The organism is Sphingobacterium sp. IITKGP-BTPF85 (genome assembly GCF_001006065.1).
GTDB lineage: Bacteria > Bacteroidota > Bacteroidia > Sphingobacteriales > Sphingobacteriaceae > Sphingobacterium > Sphingobacterium anhuiense.
This window is the reverse complement of sequence record NZ_ASZT02000017.1, coordinates 1-21,189: the sequence shown is the minus strand read 5'-3', so window position 1 is coordinate 21,189 and position 21,189 is coordinate 1. Positions and strand designations below refer to the sequence as shown.

The window sequence follows — 21,189 nt, the reverse complement described above, 5'->3', positions numbered from 1 at the left end:
TTAATTCAATTTAAATTTTAATAATGTTGCTTTATTTGCTTTATCTCCACCCTCATTACCAATATATAAACTGCCCGAATCATCAAATGCAATAGCTTCAGGCTGATTAAAAAGTGACGGATCTAATGGAAATGCGCCAACCACCTCCCATTTTTCATTTGCAACAACTAACATTTTATTAATCGAGGACAAAATATACCACTCGTTTGTCCGCTTGTTTTTAGTCAAAGCTGATGGCCGAAACTGTTTTCCTTTTAAACTACTAATTAAGTCAATTTGTTTCTCATCAATTTTAAATTCCCCTTTTTTGAAAAAATCACCCTCTTTAGAAAGTCCCAATACATAACCAGTAACTTTGCTAGACGATTTATCAACAGCACATTTCTTACATATAATATACAATAAACTGTCTGATTGAGAGGCCGCTAGTGATTCATATTCAGCTTTAGGAATCAGGTCTTTTCCTACTTTAACATTTGTAGCTTCCCTTTGAAGTATATCACTGTAAGGAAACGAATAGACTGTACCTTTACTTTCTAGCACTACAATATATCCATTACTGATGGCAATTCCCTCGTAGTCACCTTTCTTTGCAAACTTGATCTGCTGGTACTGGTGTTCACCTGGCGCAAAATAATACACCAGACCATTTTCATCCTCGTTTGCAAAGATATGTTTGGAGCTTTCTGCAGGAATGCTATTCCAGATAGTTCATGAAGAGCATCTGGTAAAAATAATTTTTCTCCTTTATTGAAATCATAGCCCTTTGGACTCCTATAAACTTGAGTAGTTTGTGCACATGCTGTCAAGAAAAATAGACTAGCAATAGGCATACATATCAATAATAATTTTCTACCATTCATTTCCTTACTCATTTAGTTGTTTACAATAATCATAAATACACTCTTGGGCGCGAATACCTTTATCAACAGATCTTTCGATGGAATCCATATGTTCATCCAGAACTTCAGCAGACGTATCGTCTTCCAATTGTATAGCAATAATTGTTTGAATCTCCTTTTTAATCGTCTATTAACAATCGGAAAACAAACTTCTATCCTATTGTATATATTACGGTGCATCCAGTCTGCCGATCCTAAATACACCTGTTCTTGACCATTATTGTTAAATATAAAAACTCTACTATGTTCTAAGTATCTATCTACAATACGTCTAACGCTAATATTTTCACTTAGACCGGCAACACCCGGTATTAGACGACAGATACTCCTGACTATTAATTGAATTACCACTCCAGCTTGACTTGCCTCATACAACTTTTGGATCATGCCCTTTTCTTCTAAATTATTGACCTTAATAATAATCCATGCTGGCAATCCCATCTTTGCAGATGCAATTTCCTGATCGATGAGCTGCATAAAACCTGCTGCCAAATTATATTGTGACACCAGTAAATACTTGAAATGGGTACTATAATAGGAAGTTTGATCTCGTCTTTTTTTTAACACATTAAACACCTCCATTACTTCTTGTAAGATTTCTTGCTGAGCAGTCAATAAAACATGATCAGCATACCTATGGGCTGTTTTTTCATTCAGATTGCCCGTAGAAAGTAAACCAAAATACTGGACGGCATTACCTTGTTTTGTTTTTACTAAAGCAATTTTAGCATGCACTTTTAAATTTGGAATACTATATAGTACATTTACACCTGCTGCTTTTAATTTCTTTGCCCAATAAATATTATTTTCCTCATCAAATCTCGCTTTTAATTCCACGAAAACAGTTACTTTTTTTCCATTTTTGACTGCATTTAATACTGCATGTAGAATTTTAGAATCACTAGCTACCCGATACATGGATATATATATTTCTTCCACATCTCGACGAACCGCTGCCTCATTAAAAAATCTAAGCACCACATCATAAGACTCGTAGGGAGTATTAACGAGGATGTCTTCAACACTAATTTCATCTAACAAAGATAAAAATGAAGATTTAAACCGATAAGGTATTGGAGGTTGAGGTCTATATTTCCACTCTTTTTTATCAATCGGAAAAGAAAAAAAATCTTTTAGATTATGATAGTTACCTCCTTTTATACAACTAGATTTGCGAAGTTTAAACAACTTAATCAATGCACTTAAAAGATCATCTGGAAGGTCTGGCTGATAGAGTAAACGTGTTGCTAGCCCAAAATCTCTTTTTCTGATCTGCTTTTCAATTTTCAGAAGCAACGAGCCTTCAAATTCATTATTTAACTCCAACTCTGCATCACGAGTCACCTTAAATGAATACATACCTGTAATGAAGTGATCTTTGAAAATATCTGGAAAGTTTTGCCTAATAATATCGTCAATAAAAACAATATAATTTTTATCTTCAGTGGCAACATAATAGAATCTGGGAACTTGATCCGACGGAATAGAAATCATTCCCAACTTATCAAGTTCCCCTTCTTTGAAAGTAAAAACAAAATAAAGTTGATTGTTTTTTGGAAAAAAAGTGACATCTTCGATAATAGATATTTCTAAGTATGATGCAATCTGTTCATAAAAATAATCTTTAGTTTGGTTAACAATAGTATCGGGGATTGTTTCATTATAGATGAAATGAATGTTAGCTGATTTTAAAGCAGGAATGATTTCACTTACCAAGATACTTCCAAAAAGAGATAACTGTTTTTTTATGCGTAACTTGACCTGTTTATAAATTTTAACGTCTTGCGAGTCATTATCTATGTTTTCCTGATGTTTAATCTTTTTCAAAGCAAGCAGTACGGGCATTCTAACCCGATAAAATTCGTCCAGATTTGAAGAGAAAATTGCTAAAAAATTAATGCTCTCTAATAGCGGAACTTGTTTTTTACCTGCTTCTCTCAAAATACGCGCATTAAACGATAACCAGCTCAAATCACGATTATAAAGACGTGTACTCACTTCTTCACTTTCAATGTTTAGCATACATTAGGAATTAATCAATACAACAATAATAAACGCACATACGGATACAATCAACCCGTACATAAAAATATTATAAGCTAATCGAAGTAATTTGAACTTTCTGCCCAACACAACACCCTGAGAATAGACATCTTTTATTAAAGTACTATACAGATAATCACGCTCTTCCATCATAAGTTTCATTCCGCTATTATAACTCTCTAGATTCATTCTGTAAAAGTTACCAAAAAACAACAAATTGACCTTTTTACTTTTCAAATCTTCATCGGTGTATTTTCCGTCCGGACAGATGGTCGCGTTGCCAAAATAGCAATCACCATAGTTGCTAAACTAGTAAATAATAAAATTGATGTAGGAAATATTAAATGAGCATTATTGTCTAATTTACGTAATAGGAGAGCAATAACAACAGATAATATTATCGAATTAACAGTGATTAGGATATTGGATTTATTATCAGCCATATCACTTAAACGCTGATTATTAGTCGAGGTGATGCGAAACATTGTCTCAATCCCTCTTTCAGGTCTCCCGTTCTTTTTTTCTTGATCAGCAGTTCCAGAATTTTCTTTTTGTTTCAAAACCGTCATATTCTGCTGCTTTTTATTTTCTAGTAAATTACGACCATAATCCGTATGATAATGATGATCTTCCATTAATTTAATCGTATTTTTTCGCCACTCATCTTTACTCACTACATATCCACAAGCTTTCGCTTCTTGACGCATCAATTTATTGCGAGCATCAAAGCGATCGCTGCCTAAGTGAAATAAATCAGCATCACAAACAATTTCTTCCAATAGATTCTTTGGTGATTGCGGTAATTTTGTCGCTAATATACAGCCAGACACAGACTGAATAAAACTATCATCAACATCTTTTGAATGAAGGAAATCTGAAGCAATGGCCGCACTCCTCTCTTCATGACTATCTTTGCCATGAACACAATAACCAAGATCATGAAAATAGGCTGATAACGTTACAATTGCGGTGTCGCGCTCTTCAAGATTATAATAACTTGCCATTTTCTGAACTGCATCCACAACCTCCTGCGTATGTGCATCATTATGGAAGCTGAATTTTGAAAGGTCATGTTCATCCATATACTTATGTACAAATTTGGCCGTTTCCTTTATCAATTGAGAGTAGTCCATAAAATATAAATTAGTTTGGGTTGATCGTAATCAATACTGATTCAATATACATTACTATTATTTAAAGATAAGAATTAAATAATATCTTCTTAAGATCCATCCAAACAAAGATCATTTATTTTTGGCAGATATGGATGAAAATAATCATCCTAAAAGATACGATAAATAATAATATTACATTTTTCAAAAAAAGCTGAATACATTTTTGTATCCGGCTTTTTTTATCATTATTTATAAATTAAGGTTACATATAGCATTTTCTATTATTTAAACTGATTTATAGGTTTTGATACTGTTCTCAGTTTCGTAACATTATTTTGTAATTCCACCCATGCAAAATATACCTGATCTCCTACAAGCTCCATCTGAGGAAAACCACTCTTTCGACTAGATGAAAGTTGTGTAACTTTTCTCAACGGACCGGTTGTACCATCTTTATTAACGAGCATCGCATATAGATAAGTTAAATCACCTTCAGTTTGCATCCAGCTTACTATCGCTTGGTCAGTATCAACAAGGGCTACATCAACACGCCCAAGTACACCCTTGTTACTGATCAATATAGGATCCATAAACTGCTCTCCACCATTACCTGAAAACACCAGTTGCACACGAGGAGTTTCATCTGATGCAGTAAACCATGCAACCGCTAAAGTATTACCAAAAGCAGCTGATTTTGGTCCATTTACAGGACAACCCTGGATAAACCAATTATCGGCATGAATAGGAACCGGTTTAGTCCACCCATTTCCCACCTTTCTTACAATAACAATATCACGTATATTATCAGAAGTACAGTCTCTATACAGTACCACCGGCCCATTTGCTGTTAGGCTAGTAGTCGTTTGACAGCAAGTACATGCACTGTCATCAACAATAGTTTCATCTTTTATTTCACCCTGAGCTGTTACTTCCGCAACCCTTACACTCATTGTTCCACTATGATGTCCATGAGCATCAGTAACCATATTTCGACCATCTAACCAAGTAACCAAAAAACTACTGTCACGATAAGGAATCATAGATACAAATCCATGTTCAGTAGCCGTATGGTCACTGTGCAACAATTTATAATGAGTAGATCCTTGATGATCAGAAACATTAAATTTAATATCATAAGCCATCTTACCTGTGGTTGAGAGTTGTAGATAATGACTCAATATCTTCCCTTTATGCATAGCAATCATAGGATAATCGGCCCAATTCACAAACCAGTTTTTACCAGAAGCTAGTAGTACCTGTGGTTGCCATTTCCCGTTTTGAAGTTTACTGTACCGTAAGCTAGGATTCGAGTTAGATACTGTATCTACCCAAGATAAATATAATTGCCCCGCATAAGACGTTAGATGTGGCAGAACAGCATTTGATCCTTCTTCAAATGGAATTTCCTGAAAATCAGTTTCCTTTTTCAGCTTATTATCACATGCAGACAACAATAGTATCATATATAGCAATCCAATTATTTTAATTGTATTTTTCATAAGAATAACTTTTAGTAACCAATAGTTTGTTTCATTCCACTAGCGCTAATTTCATTAGCCGGAATCGGATAGATCATTTTTACAGATATAGCTGGTATATTCAAATTTTTACTATTAAGTCCAGTATTGATATGATCAGTTAGCTTCCTTTCTAAAGCCGTTCCAGTTCTGATCAAATCATAGATTTCATGTCCCTCTAGAGCTAATTCTTTCCGTCTCTCCTTTGCAATTCTATTTAATAACCCCACACCACTTCAGTAGCCCTATCCCGTTGAAAATCGCCAGTTCTTCGTTTAATCAACATATTTAAATAACGAAGTGCCGCTTCTTCTCCTCCTGTGGCCCCATTTGCACAAGCCTCAGCAGCAATTAACACAATCTCTGAAAGCCTGATGACAGGAATGTTATGAATACTTAAGCCAGACCCACCACTTCTATTGATGTATTTCACAAAAGCATTCTTCGTCCCTTCCTTATCAGTCAATAGTAGATTAGCACGTGGATCTGCAACATATTCCTTCAGTAAATCACTAAAAGTCTGTGTCGCTAAAATATCTCCCTGTCCCCCTGCTCTAAAATCAAATTGTGCACCTAAACCATTACTCCCCGGCGAGTTATCATTTGTGACACTGAGCTCAAATATTGATTCAGAAGTATAATCTGAAAAAACATAATTCGTCAATCCCATCAGTTTTTCTTCAGGTATAACTTCCATTACTTTTTGAGCATAATGAAGTGCCATCTGCCAATTCTCTTGATACAAATATACTCTTGCCATAAGCGCCTGTACTCCAACTTTAGTAATATACTTGGAACTCCCTGCTGCGGGAACACTCTCCTTTAGCAAAGTTTCAGCCATCAGTAAATCCATCAAGATCTGATTGTATGTCTGTGCCAGGGTTCCTCTTTCAATAACCACCTCATTTGGTGTAAGCTTTAATGGAATCCCCTGTGAGTTTCCTTTATCCTTTATCCATGGATATGCAAATGTTCTGGAAAGATCAAAATAGACCATTCCACGTAATGCTAAAGATTCAGCTTTAATTTGTGCACGAAGTGCATCATCACCAATAGCACGATCAATATTAGCCAAAATTAGATTGAGGTTGCCGATTACTTTATAACATTGCAACCATAATATCGACGCACTACCGTTGTTATTACCACTTTCTTCATAACGATATTCGATCTGTTCATAATTTCTTGGATTGTATATGGTTTGTACGAATCTAAAATCTGCACTTTTTACGGCAGATCGCTTATATAGCACTCTTCCCAAATAATTACCATTTGAAATTTCATTATATGATCCCGCGAGCAAGCGTTTTAACTTGTCTACCGAATTGATCACCAGTTCCTCTGATATGACATGATCCGGCTTTTGATTTAATAAGTCCTTCTGACACCCCATAAGGATTGTCAAAATCAGCATAAAAGCTCCACTTATATAGTATTTATTTCTCATGTAAGATATCTTATAATTTGAATTGAACGCCTATTAAAACACTTCTCGAAGTTGGCGTTTGAAATAAATTGACTCCATTAGTAATTGCTTCAGGATCAAAATCGTCTAATTTTGTCCATAAAAGCAGATTATCGCCTTGAATAAAACAGGTAGCACCTTGCAAAAACCTAAATTTATCCAAATGATAGCTCAACCGTATATTTCTAACCTTTAAATAATCGGCATTATATAGATGTCTGGTAGACACATCATTTGAAAAAGTATTATTACCATTAATGCGTATTGGTACTTTTGAATCTGGATTAAGTGGGGTCCAAGGGTTCAATTGAGCTTTTGTGCTTGTAAACTGTGGTAAAAAACCATCATCATCACGTTTAAATGCAGTCCAATCATAAGCTTTGCCTCCAATTCCATAATTTAACAATACATCAAGACTAAATTTTTTGAAATTAAATTGATTTAAAAAACCTCCTTGAACCTTTTGTACAGCGTTTCCGAAAATTCCAAATCCGGCCTCCTCTGCATTTGTCGTCAGCTCGCCTGTTCTTCTTCCATCTTTAAGAACATGGTAGCTTGCCAAACCATTTTCATGGTTTACTCCAGCATAATCTCTTAGATAAAATGAATTTAAGCTTTCGCCAACTTTAGTAATAAGGGGATTTTGACCGTTGGATGAACTATAGGTCGGAATAAGATCAGATGGTAACTTAGTAATTTCATTATGGAGGATGGTCCCATTAATACGTGTATCCCACTTCAAGTCCTTATGGTCAATTACTCTGTATTTCATACTAAATTCCCAACCCCAATTCTTCATTTCGCCATAATTTTGCAATTGGCTAGTGAATCCTGTAGTTGAAGAAACTGGTATATTTAACAATAAATTGCTCGTTTTTTTATTAAAATAATCTAATGTAATATCTAAAGTATTAAACAATCGCGCATCTAAACCCAGATCAATATTTTTACTTAGCTCCCAAGATAAATTTGGATTAGCTAACTGTCCATAAGACAATCCCGATTCCGAAGCATAAGCCTTACCTGCCGTCGTGAAAAAACCTAAAGAAGCATAAGAAGCTGGCGGAAGATTTCCGTTAGTCCCCATACTTCCTCTAAGTTTTAAAAGATTAATTTTATTATGATTAATAAAATTCTCATCAGAGATTAACCATGCTCCCGAAACCGACCAAAAATTACCCCAACGGGAATCTTTTCCAAATCGCGATGAGCCATCACTTCGTATACTTCCAGAAATAAAATATTTATTGGATAAATTATAATTCAAACGACTGAAATAAGAAATCAAAGCATAGTTATCCGATTGACCATTCCATGACCACAATGTTCCAATACTGCTCGAAGACAATAATTCATTATCCAAAATATCATATCCTGAATTATTAATGGACTTCATTTTGGATTCCTCTGCCTCAAATCCAGCAAGAATATCAAAAGAATGCTTATTTATCCTATTTTGATAAGACAATATATTAGAAGTCATTAATTGAGAGCGCTGTCCCTGAGCAACATAAAGCGCCCCATTCCATTGTCCTCCTCCAGCTCCAAATACTTTATTATCATATAAAGTCTCTTCCAGACTTTGATGATCAATACCTAAAGTTGATTTAAATTTAATTGAATAAGGTAATACTAATTCTGCAAAGGCTGCCCCCCTTAACCGCAAATCTTTATTTTCATATTTCCCCACTTCAATCACTCCGATAGGGTTAGCATTTTTTTCAATGAGATTTGGTAGGTCTGCTATTCCCTGATAACCGTTTTTATCATATATAGGAGCTGCCTGCGGCAAGACCCTAGCCATAAATAAAGGATTTAATCCGCCAACGTATTCTGAATCATACTGTCCGCTATTACGGTCTGATTGAGCGACAGATAAATTTGCTCCTAAGTTTAACCATGATTTAGCCCTATTCTCCATATTCAACCTACCGGATTTTCGTTCGAGGTCAGATTTGATAATCGTACCATTTTGTTTTAGATATTCACCCGATGCGTAAAAAAGAGTCGACTCATTCCCACCACTTGCTGCAATAGAATACTGTTGTGTAGTTCCTGTTCTGTAAATGGCATCTAACCAGTTTGAATTCGCATCATCATGACCATAAACGGAAGAATAATCTTTTTGAGCCAAAGATTGATAATGTTGTAACAACTGTGAATCGTTATAAATACGGGTATAATCCGATCCTTCATTATTTTGAATATATTGATTCACCTGACCAACTTGCCAAAGCTGTTTAAAGTCCTGATTTGAAATAGTCTTCTCTTTAGTTAGATTAGAAAGTATTCCGCCTTGCGAAAGTACACTGAGAATAGTTTCCCCCTTACGTCCTTTTTTTGTCGTGATTAAGATAACACCATTTGCAGCTCTTGAACCATACAGAGAAGCAGCGGCCGCATCTTTCAAAACAGTAATACTTTCAATATCATTTGAATTGATAGATGTCAGTGGATTAATTTGATTAACGGCACCGTTACCTCCTATTTTTGAATTGTTATCACTGTTCATAACAACTCCATCCAATACATAAAGAGGTTCTCTAATTCCATTAATCGAACCCATCCCCCTAATCTGAACACTCGACTTACCACCAGGTTGACCGGTAGTATAAACATGAAGGCCTGTCACATTTCCCTGCAATGAATTCTCAAAACTTGCCGCTGATGTTTTCGTTAAGTTATCCGCTTTTATCTCCTGTAACGAGCCCGTGAAATTACGCTTATTGGCACTGCCGTATGCAGTCACCACAACTTCATCAATAATACTCGACTCCTCTTCTAGCGTAACCAAGACTTTATGCCCTGCATTAACTTGGATAAGCTTATTTTTAAAACCAACTGCAGAAAATTGCAATGTGGCAGTATTATTATTAGTTTTTAATGAAAATTGACCGTACTGGTTCGTTTGATTGCTATTAACTGTTCCCGCCTCGACTACAGTCACATGAGCAATTGGCTTACCCTTAGCATCCTCAACGGCCCCAGTAATCGTAATCTGTTTAAATAAAATCTGGTCTGGATATACTCCTGCAAATAGCGTCCGACTATTGATCAATTGCAATGTAATGATCAAGCCGAGCACATAACCTAGTCCCATAGGACTTTTAGATAGTGGCATAATGACATAAAATACTTGTTTGGCTCACATGACAGTCGCTTACATTATAGTTCATATAATGCAACAAAAAACTTCATAATCGGAACCATCCAATTGTTAAAACTGATGTAAAATAAGGCCTGTAGCCATAGGATACTGAATTGAAGTTCTCTAAAACTTCAATTCAGAAACAAAATATTTTATGTAAACTGGGGAGGACGAAAAGGATTTCCTAGATATATTTTATGATAATAAACTGGGATATAAGCAACTTTAATAGATTTTTGTATAATAGGACTTAAGAAACAATGTTGAATTTCTTTGATCCAATCAACTTGAACCATTGCATTATCAACCGGAAGGCGATCAGATTGTTCCTTTTTCTTGGATTCTGCGATTTTCTTAGCCAAAAAACAAGTACCATCACAATGCAACATCGGTTTATCTTTGTTCACACAAAAATACTCCTTGATATAGTCGACATTCGCCAAATAAAAAAGCGTAGGAACAAACGGTTTCATTAGAAAGACCATAGTCATTGTCATAATAAAAATTCGTCCTAGATTCATTCTTTGTTGTAAGTCAATTTGGGCAAAAATAGCTTTTATAAATATCCAAAACAAAGATTATCTATTAAAAATAAATAGCAAATACTAAAGTGAATATTCACACAAATAAATACAACAAAATATATAACAGTTAATTATAAAACTTTTCTAACTTAATAATAGAAGTATAATTCCAATCAAAGCTGGTAATGCTTGCTTAAAAAAAATACCTTTTTCTGCTGTTGCACCCCCATAAATACCCGCTATAAAAACACAACTTAGAAAAAACAAAGCTATATTATGTTGCCATAAAGAGTCTCCTATTAAAAGCGACCAAAAAAGACCAGCAGATAAGAAGCCGTTGTAGAGGCCTTGATTTGCGGCTAGAACTTTGGTATCCTTAAATAAGTGTTTAGGTAAAGATCTAAATGTTTCCTTACCCTTGGTTTCCCATGCAAACATCTCTAACCATAAAATATAAAGATGTTCTACAGCAACAATACCAATCACAATTTTTGCTGTAATTCCAATAATTCCTTCCATGTAAGTAATATAAAAATGAATTTAATCAATATTTTTTAATAAGAGGTTTATCAATAATATATAGTAAGAAATTAACACTTACCTTTTATGCATCAGTAATAATGGAATACTGGTATTTAATGTTAACTTTTTTGTTTCGCTTTTATGAAATAAATTTTCTAAAAAACCTCTTTTAAGAGGTACTGCAACAATGAGCCCAACTTGTTTAGACTGTGCAAATTGTAGTAAAACCGGCACGGTATCTTTACTTTTTAAATAGTGAAACTCAGGATTGAGATCATCGATAAGCTCATGTAAAACGGTCTGCTCCTGTACTAAAGATACCGCATCCATATCATTTTCCTCACCAACATTGACTACAAAAAGATGTGCGTTTAGATCACGTACAAACTCTTTTAGCTTCTTATCAGGAAGAATTTGAACAATATTTTTTAGGTCGCAAGCCAGCATTACATTATCCATACGATATGATTTCGAGTTTGAAGGAACAAGCAGAAGATCTAAACTATGGTTTTTCATTAAATGGGCAGGTATTTTTCCAACACTGTTTTTACCCCCATCATCACTTCCATTTATACCTAATACGACAAGATCAATATTCTTCTCCTGTACGATTTCATGAACAGCCTCAACAACAGGTTTAGAGTCAATCAGAACATCGATCTCGACATCTTGCAATACTTCTAATAATTCATTGCGTAATTTTTGAAGTGTGGCAATTGAATTTTCAAATAATTGATGTTCATCACCTAAAATAGGAATTTTAATCCCATCAGGCACCAATGTGTCAATACCTTGGGGGCCAAATGAATGATAAATCAATATCCGTTGTATACCAAGCTGTAATCCATTTTCTTTGATATAACCTATTGTTTGCTCTGTAGCGGAAGAAAAATCGGTGAGAATAAGAATAGACTTCATAATCAAATCATTTAATTGATAGCTACATATTCATTTTACTAGAAAATAATTGACCAACAAATCAATATTTTCCACATTAAATATCCACACAACAATTATGCCTGTATAATGAACCTAAACAATATAACACAGTAAAAATGACAACGATTATATTAAAATAAATCATCGAATCGAGTACTGGCTTTCATTGATTATAATACTAATTTTCATTAAATTAGTAATGAACTAATCTATGAGCAAGATCAATGGATTAATATTGGTCCTTATAAAAATTTAGGGAATATACTTCAAATCAGAAAAGAGCATGTTCGACATCTCATTAAATCATTAATGAACGATCATAAATGAATTCAAAACTATACGTACACTCAATAAACGAAACCACTACAAAATGACTAATTCCAAAATTAAAGTGATCATCACCGGCGCAAGTGGAATGGTCGGAGAAGGTGTCCTACAGGAATGCATTGCTGATGATAAAGTTCAAAGTATTCTTGTCATTGGTAGAAAACCTTGTGGATATTCGGGAGGGAAAATTAAGGAAATCCTGCACAGCGACTTTAGTACTATCTCCGTTATTTCTGATCAATTAAAAGAATATGACGCATGTTTTTTCTGTGCCGGAATTTCATCTTTAGGCATAAATGAAGATCAATTTACCAAGATTACTTATGATCTAACCTTAGGTTTTGCAAAAACCTTTGCTGAGGTCAATCCCAATAGCATATTTTGCTACATATCTGGAGCGGGTACGGATAGCAGTGAAAAAGGGAAACAAATGTGGGCAAGAGTAAAAGGAAAAACAGAAAATGATCTTTTGAAACTTCCTTTTAAATCTGTTTACAATTTCAGACCAGCATTTATGAAACCCAATAAAGGGGCTAAAAATGTAAAAGGATTTTACAGAGTAATTAACGCTATTTTTCCATTATTGAGAGCATTCAATAAAAACTATTTTTTAACGTTACAAGAGGTAGGAAAAGCGATGATAAATATTACTGTTAACGGATATCCATCACATACTATAGAAGTTAAGGATATCGCAATTCTTGCTAATAATAAATAAGGAGAATCCAATTTCCCTTAGTTCCTATTAAAAAATATTATTCACTAAATATGCACCACATAATTATTTTACATATTTATCCCCTATAATCCAATAGAGCAATTTGCGATTGCTCTATTGGTATTATTCGACAACAACTATCTTTCAAACTAAGGCTACATGAGATAATACTCCTCCCACCCTTTTGCAGGTGGAGGGCCGGCCAATAAAGCATTAGCAAAAATGTCATTGACAATTTCGTTCTTTTCAGAATCAAAAATAAGCTTTGTATTTAAACGCTGTGCAATAACACCTAAACAAAAAACTTGACTCAATGGCCCGGCTATTTCAAACGGCGATCTTGTTTTTTCTTCACCTTTACATCCCTTTAAGAAATTAGCAAAATGGTCTGATGGCGAATTTGGTACCACAGGTAACTTTGACTGCAGTTCTTGCGCTTTAGATTCTGGAATGATTTGTAACGTACTTCCATGTGAACCGCCTTTAAATAGAAGATCTTTACTATAGATAATTTTACCTGGGTTCAATTTTGCTGGTTCAAGCTTCCCTGTACTTGGTGCAGGAATATTTGGATCTAATCCTGAAACACCATAACCTTCAGGTATCGGAGGAAGATTGTTCAATCCATCGTACCAATTAATATCTACTGCAGGCATTCTCCTTCTTTTTGGAAAATGAAACTTAAGTGTAGAAGACATCGGAAAGAAATATGAATTATGTCCTTCCAGATTAACGGCTGTAATTTCAGTAGGTAAACCCAGATTAAGAAATTCATGAGCAGTATCCAATATATGTGCTCCCCAATCACCAAGTGCGCCCATGCCAAAATCATACCAGCATCGCCATTGCCCATTGACGAAATCTTTATTATAGTCATGCCCCATAGTCTGCATCTGCCACAGATCCCAATCCAATGTCTGAGGAACAGCTGTAGCAGCTGGAAACCTTTTCATATGCACATCCCAACCATGCCATCTACGAGGCATATTCATGTGTGCATCAATACGCGTCACATCCTTAATAATTCCAGCATCTTTCCATGCTTTAAATTGAAAATAATTAGCTTCCGAATGTCCCTGATTACCCATCTGCGTGACTAGCTTGGGGGATTTCTTTGCTTTATTTGTCATCAATTCAACTTCAAGAAAAGTTCTTGCCATAGGTTTTTCTACGTAGACATGCTTCCCAAGATCTAAAGCTAACATTGTAACCGCGAAATGGGAAAAATCAGGTGTTCCAATACTTACAGCATCAATCTGATTAGACATTTTATCAAACATAATTCTGAAATCCTTAAATCGGGGTACATCAGGAAACATCGAAAGAATCTCCTGTGTATGTTTAGCGCCCAGATCAACATCGCAAAGGGCAACAATATTACATAAACCGGTCTTATACAACGATTTGATGATTTCTCCAGCTCTGTTTCCCAAACCTACGCAAGCTAAATTAACACGTTCATTAGGCTTCGCCAAATTAATGTTTCCAAATACACTATTTGCCATTAATACAGCTCCACCCGCTAACGCAGATTTTTTCATAAAACTTCTACGCGATAAATAATGATTCATACTTTTATAATTTAGTTACTAGCATTGATTTTAATACTTCGGAATGATACTTGATCGCCATGATCCTGCAATAGAATATAACCTTCATTAGCCTCTCCAAAATTCACCCAATCCTTATATTTGCTTTTTGCAACCAAGTCCTTAAATTCTTTAGAACCTCGTTCATAGCTCAACATTTTAACACCATTCAAATAGTGTTCAACTTTATTATCGGCAGTCACTACAACACGACCTCTATTCCACTCACCAATTGGTCTGCGAGCACGTCCATCTTGATTTGATCTCATCAAATCATACAGTGAAGCCAATGTACGATTGCCATCTCTACCTAACTTTGCGTCTGGATGCAACTTATCGTCCAACACCTGATACTCCAAGCCTATAGCAGATCCTTTTGTCTTCTCTTTGAGTGTTACAAATATTTAACGCCGCTATTAGCTCCCGGACTGAGTTTAAATTCAAATGATAGATCAAAAACCTTATATTTATCTTTTGTCACAATATCACCACCATTAGTGGACTCACCACCATTGGACTTCAAAACCATTAATTGCCCATCTTTTACTTCCCAACCCTTTTCCGGAATTTTGCCCCATTAACACTACGCCACCCATTGCTGCTCTTTCCGTCAAATAGCAATTTAACTCCATTTTTTTTCTCAGAAGCAACTACGTCGTTAGGTTTTAGATTTACGATGTAAATATCTCTAGGAAAAGCACGAGATTTTAAATTAGAAGTTTGGATCTTGATATTTTTAAAGTAAACCTTCTTTCCATCTAATTTCTCAGGTATACTATGTACTTGTAGACCTATAAATCCAGATCGGTCAATTGTATCCACGACATAGGAGACCGGAATATCATTTACCCAGGTACGTAACTCATCTCCAATAGCTTCAATGCGGATATGATTATATTCTTCTTGCTTATAAGCCTTCTTTGCATTTTCATTTAGATCCAGCGGATAAAGCCAACTACGACGTGCCTCATCATATATTCCACCAGTCCATGATCTTGAAGTAGGATCAATTTCAACCTGACGACCATACACCCGGCCAAGTCCGCCATTCGCAGTAGGGTCTAAATGACTCCGTGTCTGAATACCCGAATTTGTTTGGTCTCCCTCAAGTTTCACATCTAGCTCTAATATAAAATCACCGTATTCCTTATCGGTGATTAAAAATGAATTAGGTGTCCCTTTAGTCATCCGTCCAACAATAGCATCCCCTTCTACAGAATAGGGTGCCTTGCCTCCTACAGATTTCCAGCCATTTAATGTTTTCCCATCAAATAGACTCATCCACCCTTTTTCTGTATCTGTATTCATCTGAGCATATGAGAATACGCCATTACTTAACATTGCACCGATAAAGACTGCTTTGACAATTGCATTTTTTTTCATTGGAATTATATTTTTAAACAAGATGAATCACGTATAAAGCATGAATTGATCTATAATAGTTTCACCTACATAATTAGTTATTGAGCACAAGGCTCATTTTATTCATATTTAATCAATATGATCAGGACAATCACTATATGTTTTCACATAAATTGCAATGATAAATGCTTTAGTAAAAACAATAATTAAAGAATATATGAAATTAACTCATAAATATGATTATTGATCAAGAAATAATATAAAACGGTTTACAATTGAAAACATACATCATGGTAATTTTTCAATCAGTTGGTTTATCATTTTATTAAAATTAAAACAATAGTATCAATTACATATCTAAAAATCCACCAAAACAAATTAATTATTTACGAAAACGTTTGAATATGTCACTTATAACACATACTTACATTTCATATGCTACACTAAAAAAACAAATTAGCGCATTTAAATAACCGCAAAAAGATGAATTTACATTAATTAACAATTATTTTAAACAAAAATCTATTAATTACTGTTATGGAATCAGTAGCGATAGTGAAAAAATATTTCATTAAGTAAGGTACTTAAAAAGCATCAATTAACATATTAAGCGAACCAGATTAGCTTAGATTTTAGAATGGAAAAATAATTTTAAAAAGAATGCTCATTATTTAGTAAAAATTAGAAATAAGAAAAAATCAGTATCATGAAAGAAATCACCTCAAAATTTGAAAAAGTACTTAATGCATCTAGTTCTTATGGTAATGTAAATCACGAACCCGATTCAGGCAAAGAACAACAGCGAAATACTCCTCAGAAATCAATGCCATTTTCCGATCAAATTGGTAATTATCAACGCAATAAAGGTATTCCCCCAAAATCGTATCAAAATAGTAAAGTGTATATTATTGGAAGTGGTATTGCAGGTATGTCGGCCGCTTACTATTTCATAAGAGATGGACATATTCCTGCAGAAAACATAGTCTTTCTAGAGCAACTTCACATTGATGGCGGTTCCCTGGACGGATCTGGGAATGCTACAGAAGGCTATGTGATTCGGGGAGGACGAGAAATGGATATGACCTACGAAAATTTGTGGGACATATTTCAAGATATTCCTGCTCTTGAAATGCCTGAACCTTATTCAGTTCTTGATGAATACCGTTTGATCAATGATAATGACTCCAACTTTTCCAAAGCACGGTTGATCCATAACAATGGAGAAATTAAGGACTTCAGCAAATTTGGATTAGCAAAATTAGACCAGCTTGCTATCATTAAACTTTTATTAAAGAAAAAAGAAGATTTAGACAATATCACGATATCGGATTACTTTAGTGAATCATTTTTGAGCAGTAATTTCTGGACTTTTTGGCGAACCATGTTTGCTTTCGAAAACTGGCATAGTTTATTGGAGCTAAAACTATACATGCATCGCTTTCTACATGCTATTGATGGGCTAAATGACCTATCTTCGCTTGTATTTCCAAAATATAACCAGTACGACACCTTCGTTACACCATTACGCCGTGTATTACAGAAAAAGGGCGTTAATATCAGATTAAATGTATTAGTTAGTGATCTACATATTCACAGCAATACGGAAGGGAAAACCGTCGAAAGTATCATTACTGAACAAGATGGAAAGGAAGTAATCATTCCAGTAGGAAGGAAGATTTTGTGATCGTTACTACAGGCTCTATGACCGAAGATACGTTTTATGGCGACAATAAAACAGCACCCATTATTGAAATCGATAACAGTACAAGTGGACAAAGTGCCGGATGGAAATTATGGAAAAATCTCGCTGCTAAGTCGGAAGTATTTGGAAAACCAGAGAAATTTTGTAGTAATATTGAAAAGTCATCGTGGGAATCAGCTACATTAACTTGTAAACCTTCTGCTTTAATTGATAAACTGAAGGAATATTCGGTAAACGATCCATATTCTGGAAAAACAGTTACTGGAGGTATAATTACGATTACAGATTCCAATTGGTTGATGAGTTTTACCTGCAATAGGCAACCCCATTTCCCTGGACAACCTGACGATGTACTCGTTCTATGGTATATGCATTGTTTATGGATAAACAAGGTAACTACATCAAAAAAACAATGCCAGCATGTACAGGAGATGAAATTTTGAGCGAATTATGTTTTCATCTAGGTATTGTGGATCAATTGGATGATGTGATTAAAAACACCATAGTAAGAACCTCATTCATGCCATACATTACCTCCATGTTTATGCCTCGCGCCAAAGGAGACCGCCCAAGAGTAGTCCCAAATGGTTGCAAAAATTTAGGCCTTGTGGGGCAATTTATTGAAACAAATAATGATGTCGTGTTCACCATGGAAAGTTCGGTGAGAACAGCACGAATCGCAGTATATGAATTACTGAACCTGAATAAACAAGTTCCAGATATTAATCCTTTACAATATGATATCCGCCACCTCTTGAAAGCGGCTAAAACTTTGAACGACGATAAGCCTTTCGTTGGAGAAGGTCTATTAAGAAAGGTGTTAAAAGGTTCATACTTTGAACATATTTTACCAATAGGAAGTAACGAAAATGATGATCATGAATCTTTTGTGCAAGAACAGATCACCAAGTTTAAAGACTGGATAAAAGGTATAAAAGGCTAATCAGCAACATGAAATCCAATGTAATTACAACAGTTACATTGGATTTTTTATTTTAATCATCGCAAACGATACAGTTAAAAAGAGATTTTCTTAATATTTCCTATTTGGATGATTTCGCATAATGGAATAATAAGACGCTGTAAAAGCAGCTAAATTTTTATATCCAACCATAAAACCAATTTCACTTAAAGTATGTTGTTTCGTATCGATGAGCTCAATACTCTTGAGCACCCGAATAAGTTGTATGTATTTTTTTAAGGTTATTCCTGTTTCCTTTTTAAACAAACGCTGCAGTGTACGGATTGACAATGTGGACTGCGCGGCAAGTTCTTCAATTTTAAGGTTTATAGTATAGTGATTATTTATATAATTGCAAACAGACAACAAACGTTGATCTCCAGGTACAGGTATTTGTAAGTAATTGCTCTCTTTGCAAAAATTAGGCAGGCTAATCTGCAATGCTTTTAAGAATATAGCCTGCTCTTCATCCTCAGTAAGAAGTTTATTCCATTTTGATGCGTACCGAAGCATCTCTATTAAAACAGCCGGTGCAGGAAATACATGAATGTCCTGAAAAAAACTGTTTTCTAAATCAGATTTAAATAAGACGACCATAAGTTTCACCTGTGAAGCTTCCGAAACAACACGATGTTTGAGACCCGAAGGAATCCAGATAACATGATTTTTAGGAACAAGGTATATATTACGATCCAGATGAAAATACTGGTACCCCTCTTCTACAAAAGTTAATTGACTTCGCGCATGAAGATGCTCATGTTCATCATGTTGCCAATTATCTTCATACCAAACATACATATCCTTTGGAATAAGATCTACATAGATTCCTTTACCTTGTTCCGTAAGTCCGCATTTCGATCTGTCGTTTTGCATGTTGTTTTTGGCAAATTTAATAAAAATGACTTACCTAATTTTGCAAGTGAACATAATAATTAAGATCTATGATTAACTTACGTAATATATTAATCGCATTAATATCAATATTTTCAATTGTAGCACACGCACAACAAAAAAAAGCGCGTGTACTTGTACTCATACATTCCGACAATGGAAGCACTTATGAGCTCGCTAAAGAATTTGCAAAAGGACTAGAAGTTCCAATCAAGCAGAAGCAATTATCAAAATGGTTAAAAAAAATGAGCATGCAAAATTAAAAGAAATTCCTGTTGCTACCCCAAATGAACTTTCATCATATGATGGAATAGCTTTTGGTTCACCCATTTATTTTGGGAACATGAGTACTGCTATGAGCGAATTTTTATCAATGACTGTCGATCTTTGGACAAAACATGGTTTGGAAGGTATGCCTGCTACCGTTTTCATGTCTGCAGGTAGCGGCGCGGGTAAAGAACTAGCCATTCAATCCATTTGGAATAGCCTCGCTGTACATGGGATGATACTCGTTTCAAATGGCATTCGTGGTAATGAAAAAATTGACGTCAAATTCCACAAGGTAACACGGTATTGGGTACAACAAGTCTTTCCTCTGCAAAAAATGTCGAAAGACCAAGCGAAAGTGAGCGCTATTTAATTAAGCTCCAAGGTGAAAATTTTGCCAAAATTGCACTTGCCTTAAAAGGCACCTTCTTTAAGAGCACTGTTCCTTTGTTAGAAAATAAAACAACAGTTGCATCAACATTAAAACAAAAAAAGATTACACTACCAGAAGTTCCCCAACCAGCAGGTAATTACAAACCTTACATTCGTACAGGTAATTTAATCTTCATCAACCAGGTAGCGTTAAAAGACGGAAAGATTCTTAACCCTGGAAAATTAGGAAAAGAACTCAACGAACAACAAGTAAAAGAAGCGACCAGAACAACAATGCTGAATGTGATAGCTGTGCTAAACGAAGCTGTTGGCGGAAATCTCGAACAGGTTAAACGCTGTGTTCAGTTAACTGGAATATTCAATACACCCGAAGGTTATACCAAGCATGCTGACTTAATGAACGTAGCCTCTGATCTTACAGTTGATGTTTTCGGAGAAAAAGGAAAGCATGCCCGCGCAACATTTGGTGCATCTTCCATTCCTGTAAATTCTGCTGTTGAAATTCAAGCTATCTTTGAAATTGACTAAAAAAATTAAGCTTCATTGTTCATCAGCTAAAAACTTCCATTTGGTCCTAGAGCTTATAGAAATCTGGTGGATCCCTATCTTTTTCAATTGAATCCCATTATCCTTGCCCTGTTAAAGGAAAAAATAAAATATATTTGCCACAGATCACCAAATGATGTTACTAAAGCGAAAATAAGCAGGTACATCAGAAATTTATTTAGAAATGGAAATAAGAAACAGCACAGCTCATGATATTGAGGATATCTTCAAAGTTTACGAACAGGCCTCAGCATATAA

Annotated in this window: 18 protein-coding genes and 2 pseudogenes; 5 read left to right on the top strand and 15 right to left on the bottom strand. The window is 34.9% G+C overall.

Going from position 1 to position 21,189, the window contains the following annotated elements:
- From L950_RS05395 to L950_RS05350, 10 genes and pseudogenes are all read right to left on the bottom strand, one after another.
- Entirely contained in the window at positions 1-642 is a 642-nt protein-coding gene (locus L950_RS05395) for a hypothetical protein (RefSeq protein WP_021188325.1), read from the bottom strand.
- Positions 643-875: 233 nt separating this feature from the next.
- The gene (gene ppk1, locus L950_RS05390; RefSeq protein ID WP_231576891.1) at positions 876-2,924 is read right to left on the bottom strand and encodes a polyphosphate kinase 1; all 2,049 of its coding nucleotides are present in this window, start codon (positions 2,922-2,924) and stop codon (positions 876-878) included.
- Positions 2,925-2,927: 3 nt separating this feature from the next.
- Positions 2,928-3,949: pseudogene (locus tag L950_RS05385) on the bottom strand (Pycsar system effector family protein).
- 392 nt (positions 3,950-4,341) lie between these two features.
- The gene (locus tag L950_RS05380) at positions 4,342-5,559 is read right to left on the bottom strand and encodes a hypothetical protein (RefSeq protein WP_021188324.1); all 1,218 of its coding nucleotides are present in this window, start codon (positions 5,557-5,559) and stop codon (positions 4,342-4,344) included.
- A gap of 11 nt (positions 5,560-5,570) precedes the next feature.
- A complete protein-coding gene (locus L950_RS35025) occupies positions 5,571-5,807 on the bottom strand; it encodes a RagB/SusD family nutrient uptake outer membrane protein (RefSeq protein ID WP_021188323.1) in 237 nt (78 codons plus the stop codon).
- Positions 5,795-7,024 carry a RagB/SusD family nutrient uptake outer membrane protein gene (locus L950_RS05370; RefSeq protein WP_021188322.1) on the bottom strand — a complete coding sequence of 410 codons (1,230 nt, stop codon included), beginning with the start codon at positions 7,022-7,024 and terminating at the stop codon, positions 5,795-5,797. The genes L950_RS35025 and L950_RS05370 overlap by 13 nt, the downstream gene beginning before the upstream one ends.
- Positions 7,025-7,034: 10 nt before the next feature.
- The gene (locus tag L950_RS05365; protein ID WP_021188321.1) at positions 7,035-10,163 is read right to left on the bottom strand and encodes a SusC/RagA family TonB-linked outer membrane protein; all 3,129 of its coding nucleotides are present in this window, start codon (positions 10,161-10,163) and stop codon (positions 7,035-7,037) included.
- Positions 10,164-10,342: 179 nt separating this feature from the next.
- Positions 10,343-10,765 (bottom strand): hypothetical protein, encoded by a 423-nt coding sequence (locus L950_RS25930; RefSeq protein ID WP_021188320.1) that lies wholly within the window; start codon positions 10,763-10,765, stop codon positions 10,343-10,345.
- A gap of 93 nt (positions 10,766-10,858) precedes the next feature.
- Positions 10,859-11,233: a DUF1304 domain-containing protein gene (locus tag L950_RS05355; protein WP_021188319.1), complete on the bottom strand. Its 375-nt coding sequence runs from the start codon at positions 11,231-11,233 to the stop codon at positions 10,859-10,861.
- Positions 11,234-11,311: 78 nt separating this feature from the next.
- Positions 11,312-12,154: a universal stress protein gene (locus L950_RS05350; RefSeq protein WP_021188318.1), complete on the bottom strand. Its 843-nt coding sequence runs from the start codon at positions 12,152-12,154 to the stop codon at positions 11,312-11,314.
- Positions 12,155-12,545: 391 nt separating this feature from the next.
- Between L950_RS05350 and L950_RS05345 the strand changes: the two genes are divergently transcribed.
- On the top strand, positions 12,546-13,220 hold the full coding sequence (locus L950_RS05345; RefSeq protein ID WP_021188317.1) for a hypothetical protein: 675 nt from the start codon (positions 12,546-12,548) through the stop codon (positions 13,218-13,220).
- Positions 13,221-13,375: 155 nt separating this feature from the next.
- On the opposite strand, the gene L950_RS05340 is transcribed toward L950_RS05345, so the two are convergent.
- From L950_RS05340 to L950_RS32045, 4 genes are read right to left on the bottom strand one after another with little or no spacing between them, the layout of a single operon-like run.
- A complete protein-coding gene (locus tag L950_RS05340) occupies positions 13,376-14,791 on the bottom strand; it encodes a Gfo/Idh/MocA family oxidoreductase (protein ID WP_031287222.1) in 1,416 nt (471 codons plus the stop codon).
- A gap of 11 nt (positions 14,792-14,802) precedes the next feature.
- Positions 14,803-15,168: a DUF1080 domain-containing protein gene (locus tag L950_RS32050; protein WP_262506999.1), complete on the bottom strand. Its 366-nt coding sequence runs from the start codon at positions 15,166-15,168 to the stop codon at positions 14,803-14,805.
- Positions 15,169-15,203: 35 nt separating this feature from the next.
- The gene (locus L950_RS35020) at positions 15,204-15,338 is read right to left on the bottom strand and encodes a family 16 glycoside hydrolase (protein WP_021188315.1); all 135 of its coding nucleotides are present in this window, start codon (positions 15,336-15,338) and stop codon (positions 15,204-15,206) included.
- A 14-nt stretch (positions 15,339-15,352) separates the two neighbouring features.
- On the bottom strand, positions 15,353-16,192 hold the full coding sequence (locus L950_RS32045) for a DUF1080 domain-containing protein (RefSeq protein ID WP_231576888.1): 840 nt from the start codon (positions 16,190-16,192) through the stop codon (positions 15,353-15,355).
- 685 nt (positions 16,193-16,877) lie between these two features.
- Here L950_RS32045 and L950_RS37100 point away from each other — a divergent pair.
- Positions 16,878-18,816 (top strand): annotated as a pseudogene (locus L950_RS37100) (oleate hydratase).
- A gap of 90 nt (positions 18,817-18,906) precedes the next feature.
- On the opposite strand, the gene L950_RS05325 reads toward L950_RS37100, so the two are convergent.
- Positions 18,907-19,707, bottom strand: a complete 801-nt coding sequence (locus L950_RS05325; protein WP_021188314.1) for a helix-turn-helix domain-containing protein — start codon at positions 19,705-19,707, stop codon at positions 18,907-18,909.
- Between the two features lie 68 nt (positions 19,708-19,775).
- On the opposite strand from L950_RS05325, the gene L950_RS32025 reads away from it, so the two are divergent.
- From L950_RS32025 to L950_RS32015, 3 genes are read left to right on the top strand one after another with little or no spacing between them, the layout of a single operon-like run.
- Positions 19,776-19,988 (top strand): hypothetical protein, encoded by a 213-nt coding sequence (locus L950_RS32025; RefSeq protein WP_231576884.1) that lies wholly within the window; start codon positions 19,776-19,778, stop codon positions 19,986-19,988.
- Positions 19,958-20,365, top strand: coding sequence for an NAD(P)H-dependent oxidoreductase (locus L950_RS32020; protein WP_231576883.1), 408 nt, complete (start codon positions 19,958-19,960; stop codon positions 20,363-20,365). The genes L950_RS32025 and L950_RS32020 overlap by 31 nt, the downstream gene beginning before the upstream one ends.
- The gene (locus L950_RS32015) at positions 20,299-20,913 is read left to right on the top strand and encodes a RidA family protein (RefSeq protein WP_231576882.1); all 615 of its coding nucleotides are present in this window, start codon (positions 20,299-20,301) and stop codon (positions 20,911-20,913) included. The genes L950_RS32020 and L950_RS32015 overlap by 67 nt, the downstream gene beginning before the upstream one ends.
- Positions 20,914-21,189: the final 276 nt, after the last annotated feature.

Excerpts from the sequence above, each read along its gene's own strand:
- ppk1 (WP_231576891.1), bottom strand. The coding sequence starts at position 2,924 with ATGCTAAACATTGAAAGTGAAGAAGTGAGTACACGTCTTTATAATCGT.
- L950_RS05380 (WP_021188324.1), bottom strand. The coding sequence starts at position 5,559 with ATGAAAAATACAATTAAAATAATTGGATTGCTATATATGATACTATTG.
- L950_RS05370 (WP_021188322.1), bottom strand. The coding sequence starts at position 7,024 with ATGAGAAATAAATACTATATAAGTGGAGCTTTTATGCTGATTTTGACA.
- L950_RS05365 (WP_021188321.1), bottom strand. The coding sequence starts at position 10,163 with ATGCCACTATCTAAAAGTCCTATGGGACTAGGTTATGTGCTCGGCTTG.
- L950_RS05355 (WP_021188319.1), bottom strand. The coding sequence starts at position 11,233 with ATGGAAGGAATTATTGGAATTACAGCAAAAATTGTGATTGGTATTGTT.
- L950_RS05350 (WP_021188318.1), bottom strand. The coding sequence starts at position 12,154 with ATGAAGTCTATTCTTATTCTCACCGATTTTTCTTCCGCTACAGAGCAA.
- L950_RS05345 (WP_021188317.1), top strand. The coding sequence starts at position 12,546 with ATGACTAATTCCAAAATTAAAGTGATCATCACCGGCGCAAGTGGAATG.
- L950_RS05340 (WP_031287222.1), bottom strand. The coding sequence starts at position 14,791 with ATGAATCATTATTTATCGCGTAGAAGTTTTATGAAAAAATCTGCGTTA.
- L950_RS35020 (WP_021188315.1), bottom strand. The coding sequence starts at position 15,338 with ATGGTTTTGAAGTCCAATGGTGGTGAGTCCACTAATGGTGGTGATATT.
- L950_RS32045 (WP_231576888.1), bottom strand. The coding sequence starts at position 16,192 with ATGAAAAAAAATGCAATTGTCAAAGCAGTCTTTATCGGTGCAATGTTA.
- L950_RS05325 (WP_021188314.1), bottom strand. The coding sequence starts at position 19,707 with ATGCAAAACGACAGATCGAAATGCGGACTTACGGAACAAGGTAAAGGA.
- L950_RS32025 (WP_231576884.1), top strand. The coding sequence starts at position 19,776 with ATGATTAACTTACGTAATATATTAATCGCATTAATATCAATATTTTCA.
- L950_RS32020 (WP_231576883.1), top strand. The coding sequence starts at position 19,958 with ATGGTTAAAAAAAATGAGCATGCAAAATTAAAAGAAATTCCTGTTGCT.